This is a genomic window from Kitasatospora sp. NPDC101183, assembly GCF_044767945.1.
Lineage (GTDB): Bacteria > Actinomycetota > Actinomycetes > Streptomycetales > Streptomycetaceae > Kitasatospora.
This window is the reverse complement of sequence record NZ_JBIWOW010000004.1, coordinates 186910-203538: the sequence shown is the minus strand read 5'-3', so window position 1 is coordinate 203538 and position 16629 is coordinate 186910. Positions and strand designations below refer to the sequence as shown.

Here is a 16629-nt window from a genome sequence, read left to right as displayed (position 1 = left end):
GGGGCCGCCTCTGCCACACTGCGCGCCGTGAACAGCCGCCCCGCCCCGACCACCAGTCCCGCCCCGACCCGCCGCCCCGCCTGGAGCCTGCGCCCCGCGACCCCCGCCGACGTCGAACCCGTCGCCGAACTGCGGGCCGTCGTCATGCGCCCCGACCTCGAACGCCTCGGCCGCTACGACGAGCAGCGGGTCCGCACCCGCCTGCGCGAGGGCTTCTCCACCACCCACACCTCCGTCCTGCTCGTCGACGGCGCCTTCGCCGGCTCCGTCACCGTCCGCCCCGCCGAGCAGGGCGTCCGCCTCCTCGAACACTTCTACCTCGACCCCGCCCACCACGGCCGCGGCATCGGCACCGCCGTCCTGCGCCGCCTCCTCGCCGAGGCCGACACCGCCGGGGAACCCGTCCGCCTCACCGTCCTCCAGGGCAGCCCCGCCCGCCGCCTCTACGAGCGCCACGGCTTCGCCCTCGACAGCGAGGACCCGGTCGACGCCCACCTCCTGCGCCCCGCACCGGACGGGGCCGGACCGGGGAACCGCCCGCCCCTGCCGTAACGATTCCTCAAAATGCCCTGGCCAGGCACGATGCCCGGATGGTACTCATGACCCCCGTGATGATCATGGGGGATGAGAGCGCCGCACTGCGCCTCGACGACGTACACCGCACCTACGGCACCGGCCCCGAGGCCGTCCGCGCGCTCAGGGGGGTCGACGTCGCCTTCGCCCGCGGCGGCTTCACCGCCGTCATGGGCCCCTCCGGCTCCGGCAAGAGCACCCTGCTCCAGTGCGCCGCCGGCCTCGACCGGCCCGACCGCGGCCGCGTCGTCCTCGACGGCACCGACCTCTCCGGCCTCGGCGAGAACCAGCTCACCGTCCTGCGCCGGGAGAAGCTCGGCTTCGTCTTCCAGGCCTTCAACCTCGTCGGCTCCCTCACCGCCGAACAGAACGTCGGCCTGCCGCTGCGCCTCGCCGGCCGCCGGCCCGACCGCGCCGAGATCCACCAGGCCCTCGCCGCCGTCGGCCTCGCCGAACGCGCCCGCCACCTGCCCTCCCAGCTCTCCGGAGGCCAGCAGCAGCGCGTCGCCGTCGCCCGCGCCCTCATCACCCGCCCCAAGATGCTCTTCGCCGACGAACCCACCGGCGCCCTCGACAGCACCAGCAGCCGCGACGTCCTGACACTCCTGCGCGACCTCGTCGACCGCGACGGCCAGAGCACCGTCATGGTCACCCACGACCCCGTCGCCGCCTCCTACGCCGACCGCGTCCTCTTCCTCGCCGACGGCACCGTCGTCGGCGACCTCGAACGCCCCAGCGCCCAGCAGATCGCCGAGCGGATGACCGCCCTGGAGACCGCGGCATGAGAACCCCCGCCACCCTCCTGCCCGTCGCCGCCGCCGGACTGCGCCACCGCAAGGCCGCCTTCGCCGGCTCCTACCTCGCCCTCGCCTTCGGCGTCACCCTCGTCGCCACCACCGGCAGCCTCCTCGCCGACACCGCCGGCGACGACTCCCCGCTCGGCGCCCCCTCCCTCCACAAGGTGCTGCTCTTCACCTCCGCGATGGCCGCCTTCGTCGCCGTCTTCGTCGTCGCCGGCACCTTCGCCTTCGCCGTCGCCCAGCGCCGCCGCGAGATCGCCATGCTGCGCGCCGTCGGCGCCACCCCCCGCCAGATCGTCGCGCTCATCACCGGCGAGGCCGCCGTCGTCGCCCTCGCGGCCGCCGTCACCGGCTGCCTGCTCTCCCTGCCCGGCGCCCCCGCCCTCGCCGCCTGGCTCGTCGCCCGCGGCGCCGCCCCCGCCGGATTCACCGCCCACCCCGCCGCCGGCCCCATGCTCCTCGCCGCCGCCACCGGCCTCGCCGTCGCCCTCCTCGGCGCCGTCACCGCCGCCGTGCGCGCCGGGCGCGTCCGCGCCGCCGAAGCCCTCGCCGACGCCGCCGCCGACCGCACCGTCATGACCCCGCTGCGCTGGGCCGCCGGCGCCGCCCACCTGCTCGCCCTCGCCGGCGCCCTCGGCTACTACCTCGCCGCCCCCACCCTGCCCGCAGCCCCCGGCGACCAGACCGGCGACCCGCAGTTCGCCTCCCAGTGGGTCATGGGCCTCGACCTGCTCACCATCACCGCCCTCGCCCTCCTCGCCCCCGTCCTCGTCCCCCCGCTCGTACGGCTGCTCACCGCGCCCCTCACCCGCGCCGTCGCCGCCGCCCCGCTCCTCGCCCGGCAGAACGCCCTCACCGCCGTACGCCGCACCGTCTCCACCGCCACCCCCGCCTTCCTCGCCATCGCGCTCACCGGCACCGTCGTCGGCTCCACCGCCGCCTTCGCCGACGCCATGACCGCCCAGAACCGCGCCACCACCGCAGCCCGCTACGTCCTGCGCCCCGGCGGCCAACCACTGCCCGCCGACGCCGCCCACCGGCTCACCGGCACCGCCACCACCCCCACCGTCGTCACCGGCCTCGGCGCCGACACCGCCGCCTTCGACGACCACGGCGAGGACTCGCCCGCCACCGTCCCCACCGCCGCCACCGTCGTCGACGGCGACCTCGCCGCCGCCTGGCACCTGCCCGCCGACCAGGGCACGCCCGCCGACCTGCACGGCCCCGCCTTCGCCGCCTCCACCGACCAGGCACGCGCCCACGGCTGGCACCTCGGCGACCAGGTCAACCTCCGCCTCGCCGACGGCACCGTCACCCACCTGCGCCTCGCCCTCGTCTACCGCACCCAGCTCGGCCTCGACGAGATCCTCCTCGCCGGCGACACCCTCACCCCCCACCTCGCCGGCGCCCGCCCCACCGCCGTCCACCTCGGCGACCGCCCCGCCGACCTCCTCGGCGGCACCCTCACCGACTCCCGCGACCCCGGGCCCGACCCCGGCGCCCACTACGCCTGGATCGCCACCACCACCATCCTCGGCCCCGCCCTGCTCTACGCCCTCATCGCCATCGTCAACACCATGGTCATGAGCGTCGCCGACCGCCGCCGCGACTTCGACGTGCTGCGCCTCACCGGGACACTGCGCCGCCAGATCCTCCACACCGTCGCCCTGGAGTCCGCCCTCGTCGTCGCCGTCGCGGCGGCCCTCGCCCTCGCCGTCACCGCCCTCACCCAGTGGGGCACCACCGCACTGCTCAACCACCGCATCCTCACCGGCCAGGCCACCATCCCCCTCCACCTCCCCTGGCCCGCCCTCACCGCCGGCACCGCCGTCTGCCTCACCCTCGCCACCACCGCCGCCCTCCTCCCCACCCGCCTCGCCCTGACGAGGCACACCCCGGCCCGCTGACGGGGAAACCGACGCCCCCGCCCGCAGAGAGCGGCCGGGGGCGTTCAGGAGTCCCAGGGATCGAACACGACTGCGGACGCAGTGCGGTCCAGCGCCGCCCGCCCCGACGGGGCGGGCGGCGAGTGCCTCCCGGGCCTCGAGCCGCGCTTGAGCAGGCGTCGAATCGGCCCGGCCCCACGCCCCCCGGGGCCGGGTTGTCGGTGGGGCGGGCGATGATAGGGGCTGTTTCGAGGAGCCGGACGGAAGGACACACCCCTATGAGCTGGTGGCAGCAGCCACTGGTCGGCTTCGACCTGGAGACCACGGGCACCGACCCGGCCGTGGACCGCATCGTCACGGCCGCGCTCGTGGACACGGTCGGCGCGGTCAGGGTGGGCGGCGCCAACTGGCTGCTGGACCCGGGCGTGCCGATCCCCGCCGAGGCCGAGGCGATCCACGGGATCGGGGACGACCTCGCACGCCGCAAGGGCCGGCCGGCCAAGGAGGCCGTGGAGGAGATAGCCGCGGCCCTGTGCGAGCGCCTCGCGGCCGGGCGGCCGGTCGTGGCGTTCAACGCCCCGTTCGACCTGTCCCTGCTGGACGCCGAGCTGCGCCGCCACGGCCTGCCCACGCTCGCCGACCGCCTCGGCGGGCCGGTCGGGCCGGTGCTGGACGCCCTGGTCATCGACCGCGCCGTGGACAAGTACCGCAAGGGCTCCCGCACCCTGCAGCGGGTCTGCGAGCTGTACGGCGTCGAGCTGACGGACGCCCACGAGGCGGGCAGCGACGCGCTGGCCGCCGTCCGGGTCGCCGTGGCCCTCGCCGAGCGGTACCGGGCGGAGGTCGGCGGGCTCAGCCCGGAGCAGCTGCACCGCCGCCAGATCGGCTGGTACCGGGAGTGGGCCGAGAGCCTCCAGGCCTGGCTGCGCCGCGGCAAGGACCCGCAGGCGGAGGTCGACTCGCGCTGGCCCGCCCGGTGAGCCCGGTGAGCCGTCGCACATGACCGTCACCGTCCGCCCGGCCCGCCCCGCCGACCTGCCGGGCTTCCTCGCCCTCGCCGCCGAGGTGGAGCACTGGTTCGGCCCGATGGTCGACGACCCGGGCTTCCACCGGGCCGTCGGCCGGAGCATCGAGCGGGGCCGGGCGAGCGTCGCGGTCGGCGAGGGCGGCGCGCTGCTCGGTGGTCTCCTGTACGGCAGCGAGGGCGCGCCCCCGGTCCACCACCTGCACTGGCTGGTGGTCGCCGAGCCCGCCCGGGGCACGGGCGCGGGCCGCGCCCTGGTCGAGGACGCGCTGCGCCGCCTCGGCGACGGCCCGGCCACGGTGGAGGTGGTCACCTTCGGCCCCGACCACCCCGGCGCGACGGCCGGTGGCGCCCGGGTCTTCTACGAACGCCTGGGCTTCACCCCGGCCGAGCCCGCGCCCCCGGGCCCGGAGGGCGGCTCCCGCCAGGTCTACCGCCTGTGGAGGGGGAGGGCCTAACCCCCCGCCAGCAGCCGCCGCCGGGCCTCCTCGTACTCCGTCCCGTCCAGCTCCCCGTCGCGGCGCCGCTCGGCGAGCCGCTCCAGCCGCACGGCCAGCGAGGGCCCCGCGTCCCGCACCGGCACGGGCCCGGGCAGCAGTTCGCCGAGCAGGGCGTCGCCCGGCGCGGAGGGGTCGTAGCGGACGGCCATCCGGTCGCCGACCCGGGGCCGGGCGGAGGCGGGGTGGAAGCGGATCTCGGTGCACCGGTGCTCGGAGCCGTCGCCGGCCGGGTAGCGCACGGTGACCATCAGCTCCGGGTCCCCGCGGTGGGTGCGGTCGGTGGGCTCGGCCACGACGACGACGCCGGTGCTGCTCACCCCGCGCGCGGCGACGGCCAGGCCGACGGTCCGGGCGGCGACGAACTCCCGCCGCCGGCGCCGCAGTCCGCGTTCGCCGAGCGCGGAGGCGGCCAGGGTGAGCACGGTGAGCACGCCGAGCCCGGGCAGCAGTTCGGGCGGCATGCGCAGGCCGAGGGCGGCGCCGGTGTAGCCGAGGAGGACGGCGCCGAGGACGATCGCGGTGGTCGGCAGCCGGTCCGGGGTGTTGCGGCCGAGGCCCGCCGCGAGCCCGGCGGCGGTGGTCAGGCCGAGGACCCAGACGAACAGGGCGGCGGCGCCGTAGCCCAGGGCGGCGGACCAGTCGTGGCAGGGCGTGGCGGGCTCGCAGGTCGCGGGGCCGAGGAAGCCGGTGACCGCGAGGTGGAGCAGCAGGCCGCTCGACAGGCAGGAGGCCGCGCACGCCACCAGGCCGATGATACGACCAGCACCCAATCGCGGGCCGCCGTACGGGACTTGGGCCTCGGGCAGGCTCATTGCGGTCATGCTCCGGATGCTAACCCCGGCCGCCGCAGCGCCCGGGGACGCCACCGCGTCCTCGGGCCGTCCATCGGGGGAACAGGGGGTGAACCGCCGGCCCCTCAACCCCGTTACGCCGCCGGGAAGTCGAAGGTGTACCCCTGGGCGACGAGCCAGGGCAGCAGCTGCTTGAGCGCGGCCACGGTCTGGCTGCGGTCGCCGCCGCCGTCGTGCATGAGGATCACGCCGCCGGGCTTCAGCTGGTGCTGCACGGTGGAGACGATCGAGGCGACCCCGGGGCGGGCCCAGTCGCGCGGGTCGACGGACCAGCCGAGGGAGGACATGCCGAGGCTCGCGGTGATGTGCTCGTTGTCGGCGTTGAACCCGCCGCCGGGGGCGCGGAACCAGCTCACCTTCGTCCCGGGCCCGCCGGCCTGGACGATCATGTCGCGGGCGGCGGTGATCTCGTACACGGCCCTGTCGTGGGGGAGCTTCGCGAAGGGCTGCGGGTGGTGGACGCTGTGGTCGCAGAGCCGGTGCCCCTCGGCCAGGACGCGCTTGACCAGGGCGGGGTTGGCGGCGGCGTTCTGCCCGATCTGGCAGAAGGTGGCCTTGACGCCGTACCGGTCGAGCAGGTCGAGGACCTGGCCGGTGGCGGGGCCGGGGCCGTCGTCGAAGGTGAGGGCGACGGTCCGGCCGCCGGAGGCGGTGGAGCCGATCACGGTGGTCGGCCCGGTGTGCCCGGGCGGCGGCGCGGGCGCGCCCGTCGGGGTGGAGGCGGGGGCGCCCGACGAGCCGGTGGCCCCTGACGGAGAAGAGGACGGGTGCGAGGGCGAGGCCGGCGGAGCCCCGTCCGCCCCCGGGCTCGGCGCGATGGTGGCGGGGGCGGTGGAGGGCGCGGTGGAGGCACTGCCGCTGCTGCTGGGCGCGGCCGTCGGCTGGAGCGCCCCGCTGGCGGTGCCGCAGGCGGCCAGGCCCAGGGCGGCCGCCACCGCGACGCATCCGGCGGTCAGCCGCCGGCGGGAGGTGGACGGGAGGGAGGAGGGGCGGCGGCGGACGGTCCTGGACATGGCGGCGGCTCCTGAGGCGCGGGACGGGTGCCGATCCCTCCGTCGGGAAGGTTCAGGATGGTTGTGTGATGGGACGCCGATCGTACGGTCCTCGGTTGCCTGCCGGACCGAAGCGCCGTAGGAGTCTTCTCACACCCGCCCGGATCGCGCCGCCCCGTCAGAAGGGGTACCAGCGCACCCCGGTGGCCCCGTCCCGCAGCGAGTCCACCCGGCGCCGGAACTCCGCCAGCGCGGCCGGGCTGCTCGCCGCCTGCTGCGCGACCCAGGAGGCGCTGGCCGTCTCGCGGGCCCCGCGCAGCACCGTGAAGCCGGGCCACTCCCGCACGTCCCAGCCGTACGCCTCGGTGAACGCCCGGTAGTCCTCGGCGGGCACCCCGTAGCGGTCCTGGCTGAGGGCGAGAACGACGAGGTCGTGCTCGCGCAGGTCGTCCGCGACGAACTCCAGGTCGAGCAGGACGGGCCCGTCCGGGCCGACGTGGACGTTGCGCGGCAGGGCGTCCCCGTGGATGACGCCGGGGTGCAGCCGCGGGGCGAGGTCCTCCAGCGCGGCCTCGAAGGCGGCGCGCCGGTGGCGCAGGAACGCGACGTCCGCCGGGTCGACGTGGCCCTCGGCGGAGGCCAGCCAGCGCTCGACCGGCGCCATCAGGTCCCGCCGGCCCAGCGGGACGGGCGGCAGCGGCAGCCGGTGCAGGGCGCGCAGCAGCGGCGCGAGGTCCGCCGTGCGCGCCGGGCGGACGGCGGGGGCGAGGCGGTGCCAGAAGGTGACGGGGTGCCCGTGGGAGAGCTGCGGCTCGGGCGCGACCGCGTCGTACGGGCGCACGACGGGGACGCCCTGCCCGGCCAGCCAGTGGGCGACGGTCAGTTCGCGGTGCGCCCGGTCGTACAGCTCGGGGCCGCGCCCGACCTTGGCGACCACGGCCGGGTCGCCGAGGTCGAAGACGGCGTTCTCCCCGAGCGCGAGCAGCCGGGCGTCGCCGGGGCCGGGCAGGCCGGCGGACTCGCAGGCGTGGGCGAGCAGCAGCCGGGCGCGCCCTTCGTCGAAGGGGATCATGGCTGGGCTCCGTTCCGCCGGCGTTCATCCGAAAGGCTCCCGGACGGTGATCATCATGACGCACGGACGCCGGGCCCCGCGCGCTGCGGGGCCCGGCGTCGGGTGGAGCGGGAGGGTCAGACCGAGACCCTGCGATGGCGTCCGGCCTCCGCGAGCTCGACGACGGGGGCGGGTCCGTCGGCGGGGACGGCCTCGCCGTGCGAGAGGTCCGGCAGCCAGCCGAGCCAGCGCGGCAGGTACCAGTTGCGCTCGCCCAGCAGGGTCATCAGCGAGGGCAGCAGCACCGCGCGGATCACCGTCGCGTCGATCAGGACGGCGACGGCCAGGCCGACGCCCATCTGCTTCATCGCCTGCATGGACAGGGTGCCGAAGACCCCGAACACCGCGACCATGATCACCGCGGCGCTGGTGACCACGCCGGCCGTGGAGCGGATGCCGTGGGCGATGGCGGCCCGGGTCGGCATCCCGCGGTCGCGGCCCTCCTTGATCCGGGAGACCACGAAGACGTGGTAGTCCATCGAGAGGCCGAAGAGGATCACGAAGAGGAACAGCGGCACCCAGGACTCGATCGCGCCGACCCCGGCGGTGCCCAGCAGCGAGGCGCCCACGCCGTGCTGGAAGACCAGGGTCAGCACCCCGTACGCGGCGCCCACCGACAGCAGGTTGAGCACGACGGCGGTGGCGGCGACGGCCAGCGAGCGGAAGGAGGTGAGCATCAGCACGAAGGCGAAGGCGACGACGAAGCCGAGGACCAGCGGCATCGAGCCGGTCATCTTGGCGTTGAAGTCGTGGGAGCCGGCGGTGCGTCCGGTCACGGGCGCCTCGGTCCCGGGCACCTTGAGGACGGTCGCGGGGACGAGGTCCTCGCGCAGGGTGCGCAGCGCCTCGTTGCTGACGGAGTCGTTGCCGGTGCCGTTGAGCGGGACGTCCACGACGGCCACGTTCTTGTCCGCGTGGACGGCGACGTCGATCGGGCCGTGCATCTTCCCGCTGGCCAGGGCCCTGGTCTTCAGGTCGGCGATGGCGGCGGTCATCGCGGGGGAGGAGATGTCGGTGGACCTGATCACCACGCCGGCGGGGGCGGGGCTGCCGGGGAAGGCGGCCTCGATCTTCTGCGAGGCGGCCACCAGCTGGTTCCCGGCGGGCAGTTGCTGCTGGAAGGTCAGGTTGGCGGTGTTCATGGTGAGCAGCGGCGCGGCCAGCCCGAGCAGGGCGGCCCCGGCGAGCAGGGTGGCGGCCAGCGGGCGGCGCAGCACGGGGGTGAGCACGGCGTTCCAGAAGCGCCCGCCGGTCTGCGCGGCGTCGGGGCGGCGCAGCTTGGCGACCAGCGGCACCCGGCCCTTGTCGACGCGGTCGCCGAGCATGGACAGCAGGGCGGGCAGCACGGTGAGCGAGCCGAGCACGGCGGTGATCACCACGACGATGGTGGCGTAGGCCATCGCCCGGAAGTCGGCGATCCCGGTGAGGAACATGCCGGCCATGGCGACGACGACGGTGACGCCGGAGACGAGGACGGCCCGGCCGCTGGTGGCGGCGGCGATGCTCAGCGCGGTGGCGGCGTCGCGCCCGGCGGCCCGCTCCTCGCGTTCGCGGCGCAGGTAGAAGAGGCAGTAGTCGACGCCGACGGCGAGCCCGACCAGCAGCATCACCGAGCTGGCGTCGTTGCTGGTGTGCAGCATCCCGCTGGAGAGCGCGACCAGCCCGCCGGCGGCGACGAAGGCGGTGAGCGCGAGGACGACGGGCAGCACGGCGGCGACCAGCGCGCCGAAGGCGATCAGCAGGATGCCCAGCGCCAGCGGCACGGCCGTCCACTCGGCCCGGGCGAAGTCGTTCGTGAACTGGTCCTGGATCCACTTGCCGGAGCTGGCGTCGCCGAGTTCGACGACGGTGAGGTCCGGGTGCTGCTTCTGCACGCCGGCCACCGCGTCCATCACGGACCGGACGTTGGCCATCGCCTCGTCGCCGGTGCCCTTGAGGGTCAGCAGCACGAGCGCGGAGTGCCCGTCGGCGGAGACGGCCTTGGTGTCGTACGGGGAGCGGACCTCGGCGACGTGGCCGGTGCCGTCGGCGGCGGTGACGACCTGGCCGACGGCGGCCTTGAACTCCGGGTCGTCGGCGCTGCGGGAGGCGCTCTGGACGAGGACGGTCTCGCTCGCGGGGCTCTTGAGCCCGGCCTCGTCCAGGATCTTCGCGGCGCGGGAGACCTGGCCGGGCATCGACTCGGCCTCGGTGACGGTGGTGCTGCCGTGCAGTCCGCCGAGCACGGCGGCGAGGATGACGAAGAGCAGCCAGCCGAAGACGGCCGTCTTGCGGTTCCGGGCGCTCCACGCGCCCATGGCCGCAGCCGTGCCGAGTCTGGTCTTCACGGAAGGTCCCCCCGGGGAGAGCGGCGAGCGTCGTCGTCGCCTGACGGATCGTCGGCGGCCCGTTCGCCCAGGTCGCCGCGGTGTTCGCCGGTTCGTCCGGCGTCGTCAACGACCTTAGGGAGAGGGGAGTTGAGCGGTAATCCGGCTGGCGGGTGAGTGCTCCCTGGGGCCCGCATCGGGGTGGGGGTGGGGTTATCCCCACCCCCGGACCCTGAGACCTCCTCCCCTGGGTAGGGGACGAACTCCACCCTGAGGGGGAGTCGTCTCCACCCGGAGCACGAGGTCAAGGGGCGTGCGCCTGGGGGAAACTGGGTCGGGGCCGATTTCGGGGCGGCCCTGTACGGGGGTTGTATTACGGGGGCTCCTTGCCGGGCGGCAAGCACGTGCTCGTAGGATGATGCCCACACTTACTTACCTGCCGACCGGTAAGGGAGCTGCCGACGCGCGCTCCGCCGGTCCCGCCGTCGCCCGGCGTCCCGTCCCCCAGGGCTGCGGTGAGCCATGCCCAGGAGGCATCACGAGCATGTTCCACCGACTTGGACACTTCGTCGTCCGCCGCGCCTGGTGGGTGATCGCGGCGTGGATCGTCGCCGCGATCGCCATCGTCGGGACGGCCGCGAGCGTCACCTCCAGCACGGACGAGTCGTCCTTCCTCCCCAAGAACTACGAGTCCATCCGGGCGTCGAAGCTCCAGGGAGAGGCGTTCCCGGCGGCCTTCAGCCCCTCCGCCCTGCTGCTCTTCGAGCGCAACGACGGCCAGCCGCTGAGCAGCGCCGACGACGCCTCCATAGACAAGGTCATCAAGGGCCTGACCGCGGAGAACATCCCGCTCGTCCAGCACATCCTGCCGGTCAACGCCGAGTCGAAGTCCAAGGACGGCAAGTACGCGCTGTCCTCGGTCGGCATGGACAAGACCAAGCGGCAGGACGCCGCGTTCGCCGACGCGGCCAAGACGATGCGCACCGACGGCACCAAGCTCGCCGACGGCACCGGCCTGAAGTTCCAGGTCGGCGGCGAGGCCGCGAGCGACCTGGACCAGAAGGACTCCTCCGGCGCCACCGACGTGATCGTGATGCTGGGCAGCCTCCTGCTCGTCATCCTGATCGTCGGCATCATCTTCCGCAGCATCCTGGCCGGCGTGCTGCCGGTCCTGCTCGCGCTGCTCGTCGCCATGCCGGTGGCGAACGGCCTGATCGCCGACGCGGTCGACGCCTTCGGCCTCAAGACGTCCACCATGACCTCGGCCATCCTGATCATCGTGGTCCTCGGCGTCGGCACGGACTACTTCCTCTTCCTGGCCTTCCGCTACCGCGAGCGGCTGCGGATGGGCGAGGACCGCAAGACGGCCGTGGCCAACGCCGTCGGCCGGGTCGGCGAGGCGATCGCCTCCGCGGCCGGTGCCGTCGCCGTCGCCTTCGCCGTCCTGGCCCTCTCCAGCCTCGGCATGTTCACCTCGCTCGGCCCGGCACTGGCCATCGCCGTCGTCGTGACCGCCCTGGTCTCGGTGACCCTCGGCCCCGCCGTGCTCGCGGTCATCCCGTCCAGGGGCGTGTTCTGGCCCGGCAAGAAGTGGATGCAGGAGCCCAAGGGCGCCCGCTTCGCCGCGCTCGGCCGGCTGACCGGCCGCAAGCCCGGCCTGGTCGCGCTGGTCTCCGGCGGCCTCCTGCTGGTCCTCGCCCTGGCCGGCGTCAACTACAGCGGCACCTACGACCTGGCCGGCGCCTCCATGCCGAAGGACAAGGAGTCGATCGTCGTCCAGGACAAGCTGATGACCGGCTACTCGGCCGGCGCCACCGACCCGAGCCACGTCTTCCTGACCAGCACCAACGGCACCAAGCTCAGCGAGACCGCCTTCAAGGACTTCGCCGACAAGCTGAAGGGCGTCGACGGAGTCGCCGAGGTCACCCTGCCGACCGCCGAGAGCAAGACGATCAGCCAGGACGGCACCACCGCCGACTTCACCGTCATGCTCAAGGACTCGCCGGTCTCCAACAAGGCCATCGACACCATCGACACCCTGCGCGGCAAGGCGCACGCGGCGGCTCCGGCGGACACCCAGGCCCTGGTCGGCGGCGTCACCGCGATCTACAAGGACATCAACATCGCGATGGCCCACGACTACAAGCTGGTCTTCCCCATCGCGGCCGTGATCATCATGCTCATCCTGGGCCTCCAGCTGCGCAGCGTGGTCGCACCGTGGTACCTGATGGCCTCCGTCGGGCTCGGCTTCGCCGCCACCCTGGGCGCCACCACCCTGCTGTTCCAGAACATCAAGGGCGAGCCCGGCCTGATGTTCATGCTGCCGATCTTCATCTACCTATTCGTGGTGGCGATCGGCACGGACTACAACATCCTGATCATCGCCCGCCTCCGGGAGGAGGCCCGCGAGGGCCGCAGCCCGCGCGAGGCGGCCGCCGAGGCCGTCAAGCACGGCGGCCCGACCGTCGGCGCGGCCGGCTTCATCCTGGCCGCCTCGTTCGCGACCTTCATGCTCGCGGGCAACGTGCTCTTCATGGAGCTCGGCTTCTCGCTGGCCTTCGGCATCGTGCTGGCGGCCTTCGTGATGTCGATGTTCTTCACCCCGGCGCTCACGGCCCTGCTCGGCCACCGCGCCTGGTGGCCCGGCCACGCCGACACCGGCGGCCACGGCCAGGGCCAGGTGCGGCCCGTCGGCGCCCACGGGGCACCGGAGCCGGCCGGACGGCACTGACCCGGACGGGTGATACGAAACAGGCGGCGCCCCGCTTCGGCGGGGCGCCGCCTGCCCCGTTGCAGACGCCTGCAAACGTGATCTTCCGGGCCGGAAATCCCCGGTCAACCGGGGTGTCGCCGTGCTACAGTCGAAGCAGTTGCAGTTTTGGTTCCCATGAACGTATGTGTGCGCCTGCTGGTACCAACCAACAGGCGCATTTGTTTTGTCCGGTGTTTCAGCCTCCGGATGGGGATCGCGGCTACGTGGGGATTCACGCGGTGTGAATTCCTGACGCCCCAGTTAGAGGAGACGGTTATGGCTACCGGCACCGTGAAGTGGTTCAACAGCGAAAAGGGCTTCGGCTTCATCGAGCAGGCCGAGGGCGGCCCGGACGTGTTCGCGCACTACTCGAACATCTCGGCTCAGGGCTTCCGTGAGCTGCTCGAGGGCCAGCAGGTCGAGTTCGACGTGACCCAGGGCCAGAAGGGCCCGCAGGCCGAGAACATCCGCGTGATCGGCTGACCTCAGCCGTCACGCTGACTCGCGAACGTCAGAGCTCGCGAATCTTGTGACGTGGGGGCCCGCACCAGCAGGTGCGGGCCCCCGCTCATGCCGCCGTACGGCCGGGGCGGCACCCTCCGGGACCACGGCCGACCCAGCCCCATCGACACCCGACGGGCTGACGACCGATGGACGGAGAACCCGTGACCACCCCTGCCCGCCCGCCGCGCGACCGCGCCGCCGGCTCCCGCACCGCCCGTACCTCCGGCGCCCCGCGCACCGGCGCCTCCGACCGCCCGCGCAAGCCGCGCGGCCGCACCGGCGCCCCCAAGGGCACCCGCGCCGCCGTGCCCGAGGCCGCCGAGTTCACCGTCGTCCAGGGCACCCCCGCGCGCCCGCCGGCGGAGACCTTCGCCGAGCTGGACCTGCCCAAGGCGATCCTGTCCACGCTCACCCGCGAGGGCGTCACCGCGCCGTTCCCGATCCAGGGCGCCACGCTGCCCGACTCCATCGCCGGGCGCGACGTGCTCGGCCGCGGGCGCACCGGCTCCGGCAAGACCCTCGCGTTCGGCCTGTCGCTGCTCGCCCGCACCGCCGGCAGCCGCGCCGTCGCCCGGTACCCGCTCGCGCTCGTGCTGGTGCCCACCCGCGAGCTCGCCCAGCAGGTCACCGAGGCGCTCACCCCGTACGCCACCGCCGTCAACCTGCGGATCACCACCGTCGTCGGCGGCATGTCGATCAACAAGCAGGCCAACGCGGTGCGCCGCGGCACCGAGGTGCTCGTCGCCACCCCCGGCCGCCTCGACGACCTCATCGGGCGCGGCGACGTCAACCTCTCCGACGTCGCGATCACCGTCCTCGACGAGGCCGACCAGATGGCCGACATGGGCTTCCTGCCCCAGGTCAGCAAGCTGCTGGAGCAGGTCGCCGAGGGCGGGCAGCGGATGCTGTTCTCCGCGACCCTGGACCGCAACGTCGACCGCCTCGTCAAGCGCTTCCTCACCGACCCGGTGACCCACTCCGTCGACCCCTCGGCCGGCGCCGTCACCACCATGGACCACCACGTCCTCCAGCTCGACGCGGCGGACAAGGCCTCCACGGCGGCGCACATCGCCTCCCGCGACGGCCGGGTGATCATGTTCGTGCACACCAAGCACGGCGCCGACCGGCTCGCCAAGCAGCTGCTCGCCAACGGCGTCAAGGCCGCGGCCCTGCACGGCGGCAAGTCGCAGCCGCAGCGCAACCGCGTCCTCGACCAGTTCCGCGACGGCAACGTCACCGCGCTGATCGCCACCAACGTCGCGGCGCGCGGCATCCACATCGACGGCCTGGACCTCGTCGTCAACGTCGACCCGCCCGTCGACCACAAGGACTACCTGCACCGCGGCGGCCGCACCGCCCGCGCGGGCGAGTCCGGCACGGTCGTCACCCTCGTGCTGCCCGAGCAGCGCCGCGAGGTCAACCGGCTGATGACGGTCGCCGGCATCCGGCCCACCGTCACCAAGGTCCGCCCCGGCGACGCCGACCTCGCCAAGATCACCGGCGCCCGCACCCCCAGCGGCGTCCCGGTCGCCCTCGCGGTGCCCGTCGTCGCCGCGCCGGCGGAGGCCAAGGCCGACAAGTCCGGCGCCCCGCGCCGCCGCCCCGGCAAGCGCTCCGCGCTGCCCGCCGACGTCGACATGAACGGCAACCCGCGCCGCCCCCGCCCCAAGCAGCGCCTCGGCGCCGCCGGCACCGGCCAGAACGGCAACGGCGGCCGCCCCCAGGCCGCCGGCTTCATCGGCCGCTCCTCCGGCCGCTCCAAGCCCGGCAGCGGCTCCAAGTCCGGCTCCAACTACGGCACCGGCCGCCAGCGCCGCGCAGTCGACTAGTCCTCCCCCCCCGGTTTCTCAGGCGCCGTCACCCTCAGGGGTGACGGCGCCTTGCGTTGCGCACCCTCGGCAATGTTGGCAATGTACAGTTTGATGGACATCACCAACATCGATCGGCGGAGGTGCCGGATGTCCGTGACACAGATCGACATCGACGACGAGGCGTTGGCGCGTGTGATGGCGCTCCCCGACGTGCGGACGAAGAGGGAGGCCGTCAACCGCGCGCTGCGCGAGCTCGCGGAGCGGCAGGAACGCGCTACGCGCATCGCCAGGCACTTCGAGCGGGCCCAGCGCTGGGGAGCGGTCGAGGAGGCCGAGCGGCTGCACCGGGCCGAGAAGGACGCGCGGTGATCTACCTGCTCGACACCTCCGCACTCTTCCGGCTCCTGCGCGAGCCGAAGCTCCAGGCCGCCTGGTACGACGCGATCGACGTCGGGGGGATCGCGTCGTGCTATCCGCAGCGCGCCGAGTTCCTCTACAGCGCGCGCGACGGCCGGGAGTACGACGAGGTCTCCGAGATGTTCGCGGACCTCTACCCGGACGTCTCGGTGCCGAAGGGCGCGGGGCGATGGATCGACTCGGTGCAGCGACGGATGGCGCACGCCGGGCAGCACCGCAGCGCTTCGGCGGTGGACCTCGTCATCGCGGCGACGGCCGCCCACCACGGCCTCACCGTGCTCCACGACGACGCGGACTACCGCACCGTGGCCAGGCATGCGGCGGACTTCGCCGAGCACAGCGTCCTCGACGTCATCTGAGCCGAGTCCCCCGGCTCAGGCGGCCAGGCGGGCCGCCGTCATGCCTGCCTCGTCGAGGCGGTGGAGGATCAGGGTCGCCAACTCCGGGGCGGGGCCCAGGGGACGGGCGAGGTGGTCGGCGGTGGTGGCGGCGGCCGCGATGCGGTCGGGGAGGAGGCCGGGGGCCAGGAGGTGGGGGGAGACGGCGGTGCGGGCGGCGCCGGCGGCGCGCAGGGCGGCGAGGGCGTCGGGGACGCGGGGGCCGGCGGCGGAGGCGTAGGCGACCTCGACGCCCGCCCAGCCGCGGCTGCGCCGCCAGTGGGCGGCCAGGGCGCGGGTGGCGGCGTCGGCGGCCGGGTCGGAGGAGCCGGCCGCGGCCAGGACGACGCCGGTGCGGGCCCGTACGGCGGCCGAGCCCACGTCCAGCCCGGCCTCGGCGAGGCGCCGCTCCAGCGCGGCGAGCAGCAGCGGCGACGGGCCCAGCACGTCCGCGACGGGCAGCGCCGAGCCGGCCGAGCGCAGGGCGGCGGGGATGTCGTGCTTGGCGTGGTAGGCCCTGCCCAGCAGCAGCGGGACGGCCACCGCCTCGCCGGGCCCGTAGCGGCCGAGGACCTGCGGCAGCCGGGGCGCGCAGTGGTCCAGGTAGGCGGTGGCGACCTCCAGGCCGGGCCGCTGGGCCCGCACCTCCTCGACGAGCGCGGCGACGCTCGCGGCGTGCCGGGGGTCCCGGCTGCCGTGCGCGATCAGGAGGAGGGCGGGCATGG

At 74.5% G+C, this 16629-nt stretch carries 15 protein-coding genes; 10 read left to right on the top strand and 5 right to left on the bottom strand.

All coding sequences use genetic code 11. The annotated features are described in order from the left end of the window. Positions 1–27: 27 nt before the first annotated feature. The 5 genes from ACIRRS_RS06615 to ACIRRS_RS06595 all read left to right on the top strand — a co-directional run bounded on the left by ACIRRS_RS06615 (position 28) and on the right by ACIRRS_RS06595 (position 4741). Complete coding sequence (locus ACIRRS_RS06615; protein WP_402966033.1) at positions 28–552, top strand: GNAT family N-acetyltransferase; 525 nt, start codon at positions 28–30, stop codon at positions 550–552. A 38-nt stretch (positions 553–590) separates the two neighbouring features. After that, on the top strand, positions 591–1358 hold the full coding sequence (locus ACIRRS_RS06610) for an ABC transporter ATP-binding protein (RefSeq protein WP_402966031.1): 768 nt from the start codon (positions 591–593) through the stop codon (positions 1356–1358). Then, complete coding sequence (locus ACIRRS_RS06605) at positions 1355–3280, top strand: FtsX-like permease family protein (RefSeq protein ID WP_402966029.1); 1926 nt, start codon at positions 1355–1357, stop codon at positions 3278–3280. The genes ACIRRS_RS06610 and ACIRRS_RS06605 overlap by 4 nt, the downstream gene beginning before the upstream one ends. A gap of 257 nt (positions 3281–3537) precedes the next feature. Continuing rightward, positions 3538–4239: an exonuclease domain-containing protein gene (locus tag ACIRRS_RS06600; RefSeq protein ID WP_402966027.1), complete on the top strand. Its 702-nt coding sequence runs from the start codon at positions 3538–3540 to the stop codon at positions 4237–4239. A 19-nt stretch (positions 4240–4258) separates the two neighbouring features. Then, the gene (locus tag ACIRRS_RS06595; protein ID WP_402966025.1) at positions 4259–4741 is read left to right on the top strand and encodes a GNAT family N-acetyltransferase; all 483 of its coding nucleotides are present in this window, start codon (positions 4259–4261) and stop codon (positions 4739–4741) included. On the opposite strand, the gene ACIRRS_RS06590 is transcribed toward ACIRRS_RS06595, so the two are convergent. From ACIRRS_RS06590 to ACIRRS_RS06575, 4 genes are all read right to left on the bottom strand, one after another. Next, entirely contained in the window at positions 4738–5604 is an 867-nt protein-coding gene (locus ACIRRS_RS06590) for a DUF3592 domain-containing protein (protein WP_402966023.1), read from the bottom strand. The two genes, ACIRRS_RS06595 and ACIRRS_RS06590, sit on opposite strands and share 4 nt — an antisense overlap. Before the next feature lie 104 nt (positions 5605–5708). Beyond that, positions 5709–6647: a polysaccharide deacetylase family protein gene (locus tag ACIRRS_RS06585; RefSeq protein ID WP_402966021.1), complete on the bottom strand. Its 939-nt coding sequence runs from the start codon at positions 6645–6647 to the stop codon at positions 5709–5711. Between the two features lie 157 nt (positions 6648–6804). After that, entirely contained in the window at positions 6805–7698 is an 894-nt protein-coding gene (locus tag ACIRRS_RS06580) for a phosphotransferase enzyme family protein (protein WP_402966019.1), read from the bottom strand. Positions 7699–7814: 116 nt separating this feature from the next. Further along, complete coding sequence (locus tag ACIRRS_RS06575) at positions 7815–10034, bottom strand: MMPL family transporter (RefSeq protein WP_402966376.1); 2220 nt, start codon at positions 10032–10034, stop codon at positions 7815–7817. Positions 10035–10587: 553 nt separating this feature from the next. On the opposite strand from ACIRRS_RS06575, the gene ACIRRS_RS06570 reads away from it, so the two are divergent. The 5 genes from ACIRRS_RS06570 to ACIRRS_RS06550 all read left to right on the top strand — a co-directional run bounded on the left by ACIRRS_RS06570 (position 10588) and on the right by ACIRRS_RS06550 (position 15886). Then, positions 10588–12774 (top strand): MMPL family transporter, encoded by a 2187-nt coding sequence (locus ACIRRS_RS06570; protein ID WP_402966017.1) that lies wholly within the window; start codon positions 10588–10590, stop codon positions 12772–12774. Between the two features lie 297 nt (positions 12775–13071). Continuing rightward, on the top strand, positions 13072–13278 hold the full coding sequence (locus tag ACIRRS_RS06565; RefSeq protein ID WP_402966015.1) for a cold-shock protein: 207 nt from the start codon (positions 13072–13074) through the stop codon (positions 13276–13278). 167 nt (positions 13279–13445) lie between these two features. Continuing rightward, positions 13446–15128, top strand: coding sequence for a DEAD/DEAH box helicase (locus ACIRRS_RS06560; RefSeq protein WP_402966013.1), 1683 nt, complete (start codon positions 13446–13448; stop codon positions 15126–15128). A gap of 129 nt (positions 15129–15257) precedes the next feature. Beyond that, the gene (locus ACIRRS_RS06555) at positions 15258–15479 is read left to right on the top strand and encodes a type II toxin-antitoxin system VapB family antitoxin (protein ID WP_402966011.1); all 222 of its coding nucleotides are present in this window, start codon (positions 15258–15260) and stop codon (positions 15477–15479) included. Next, on the top strand, positions 15476–15886 hold the full coding sequence (locus ACIRRS_RS06550) for a PIN domain-containing protein (protein ID WP_402966009.1): 411 nt from the start codon (positions 15476–15478) through the stop codon (positions 15884–15886). Before ACIRRS_RS06555 ends, ACIRRS_RS06550 begins: the two co-directional genes overlap by 4 nt. 15 nt (positions 15887–15901) lie before the next feature. Here ACIRRS_RS06550 and ACIRRS_RS06545 read toward each other — a convergent pair whose 3' ends face one another. After that, positions 15902–16627, bottom strand: a complete 726-nt coding sequence (locus ACIRRS_RS06545; RefSeq protein ID WP_402966006.1) for a sirohydrochlorin chelatase — start codon at positions 16625–16627, stop codon at positions 15902–15904. Between the last annotated feature and the right edge of the window lie 2 nt (positions 16628–16629).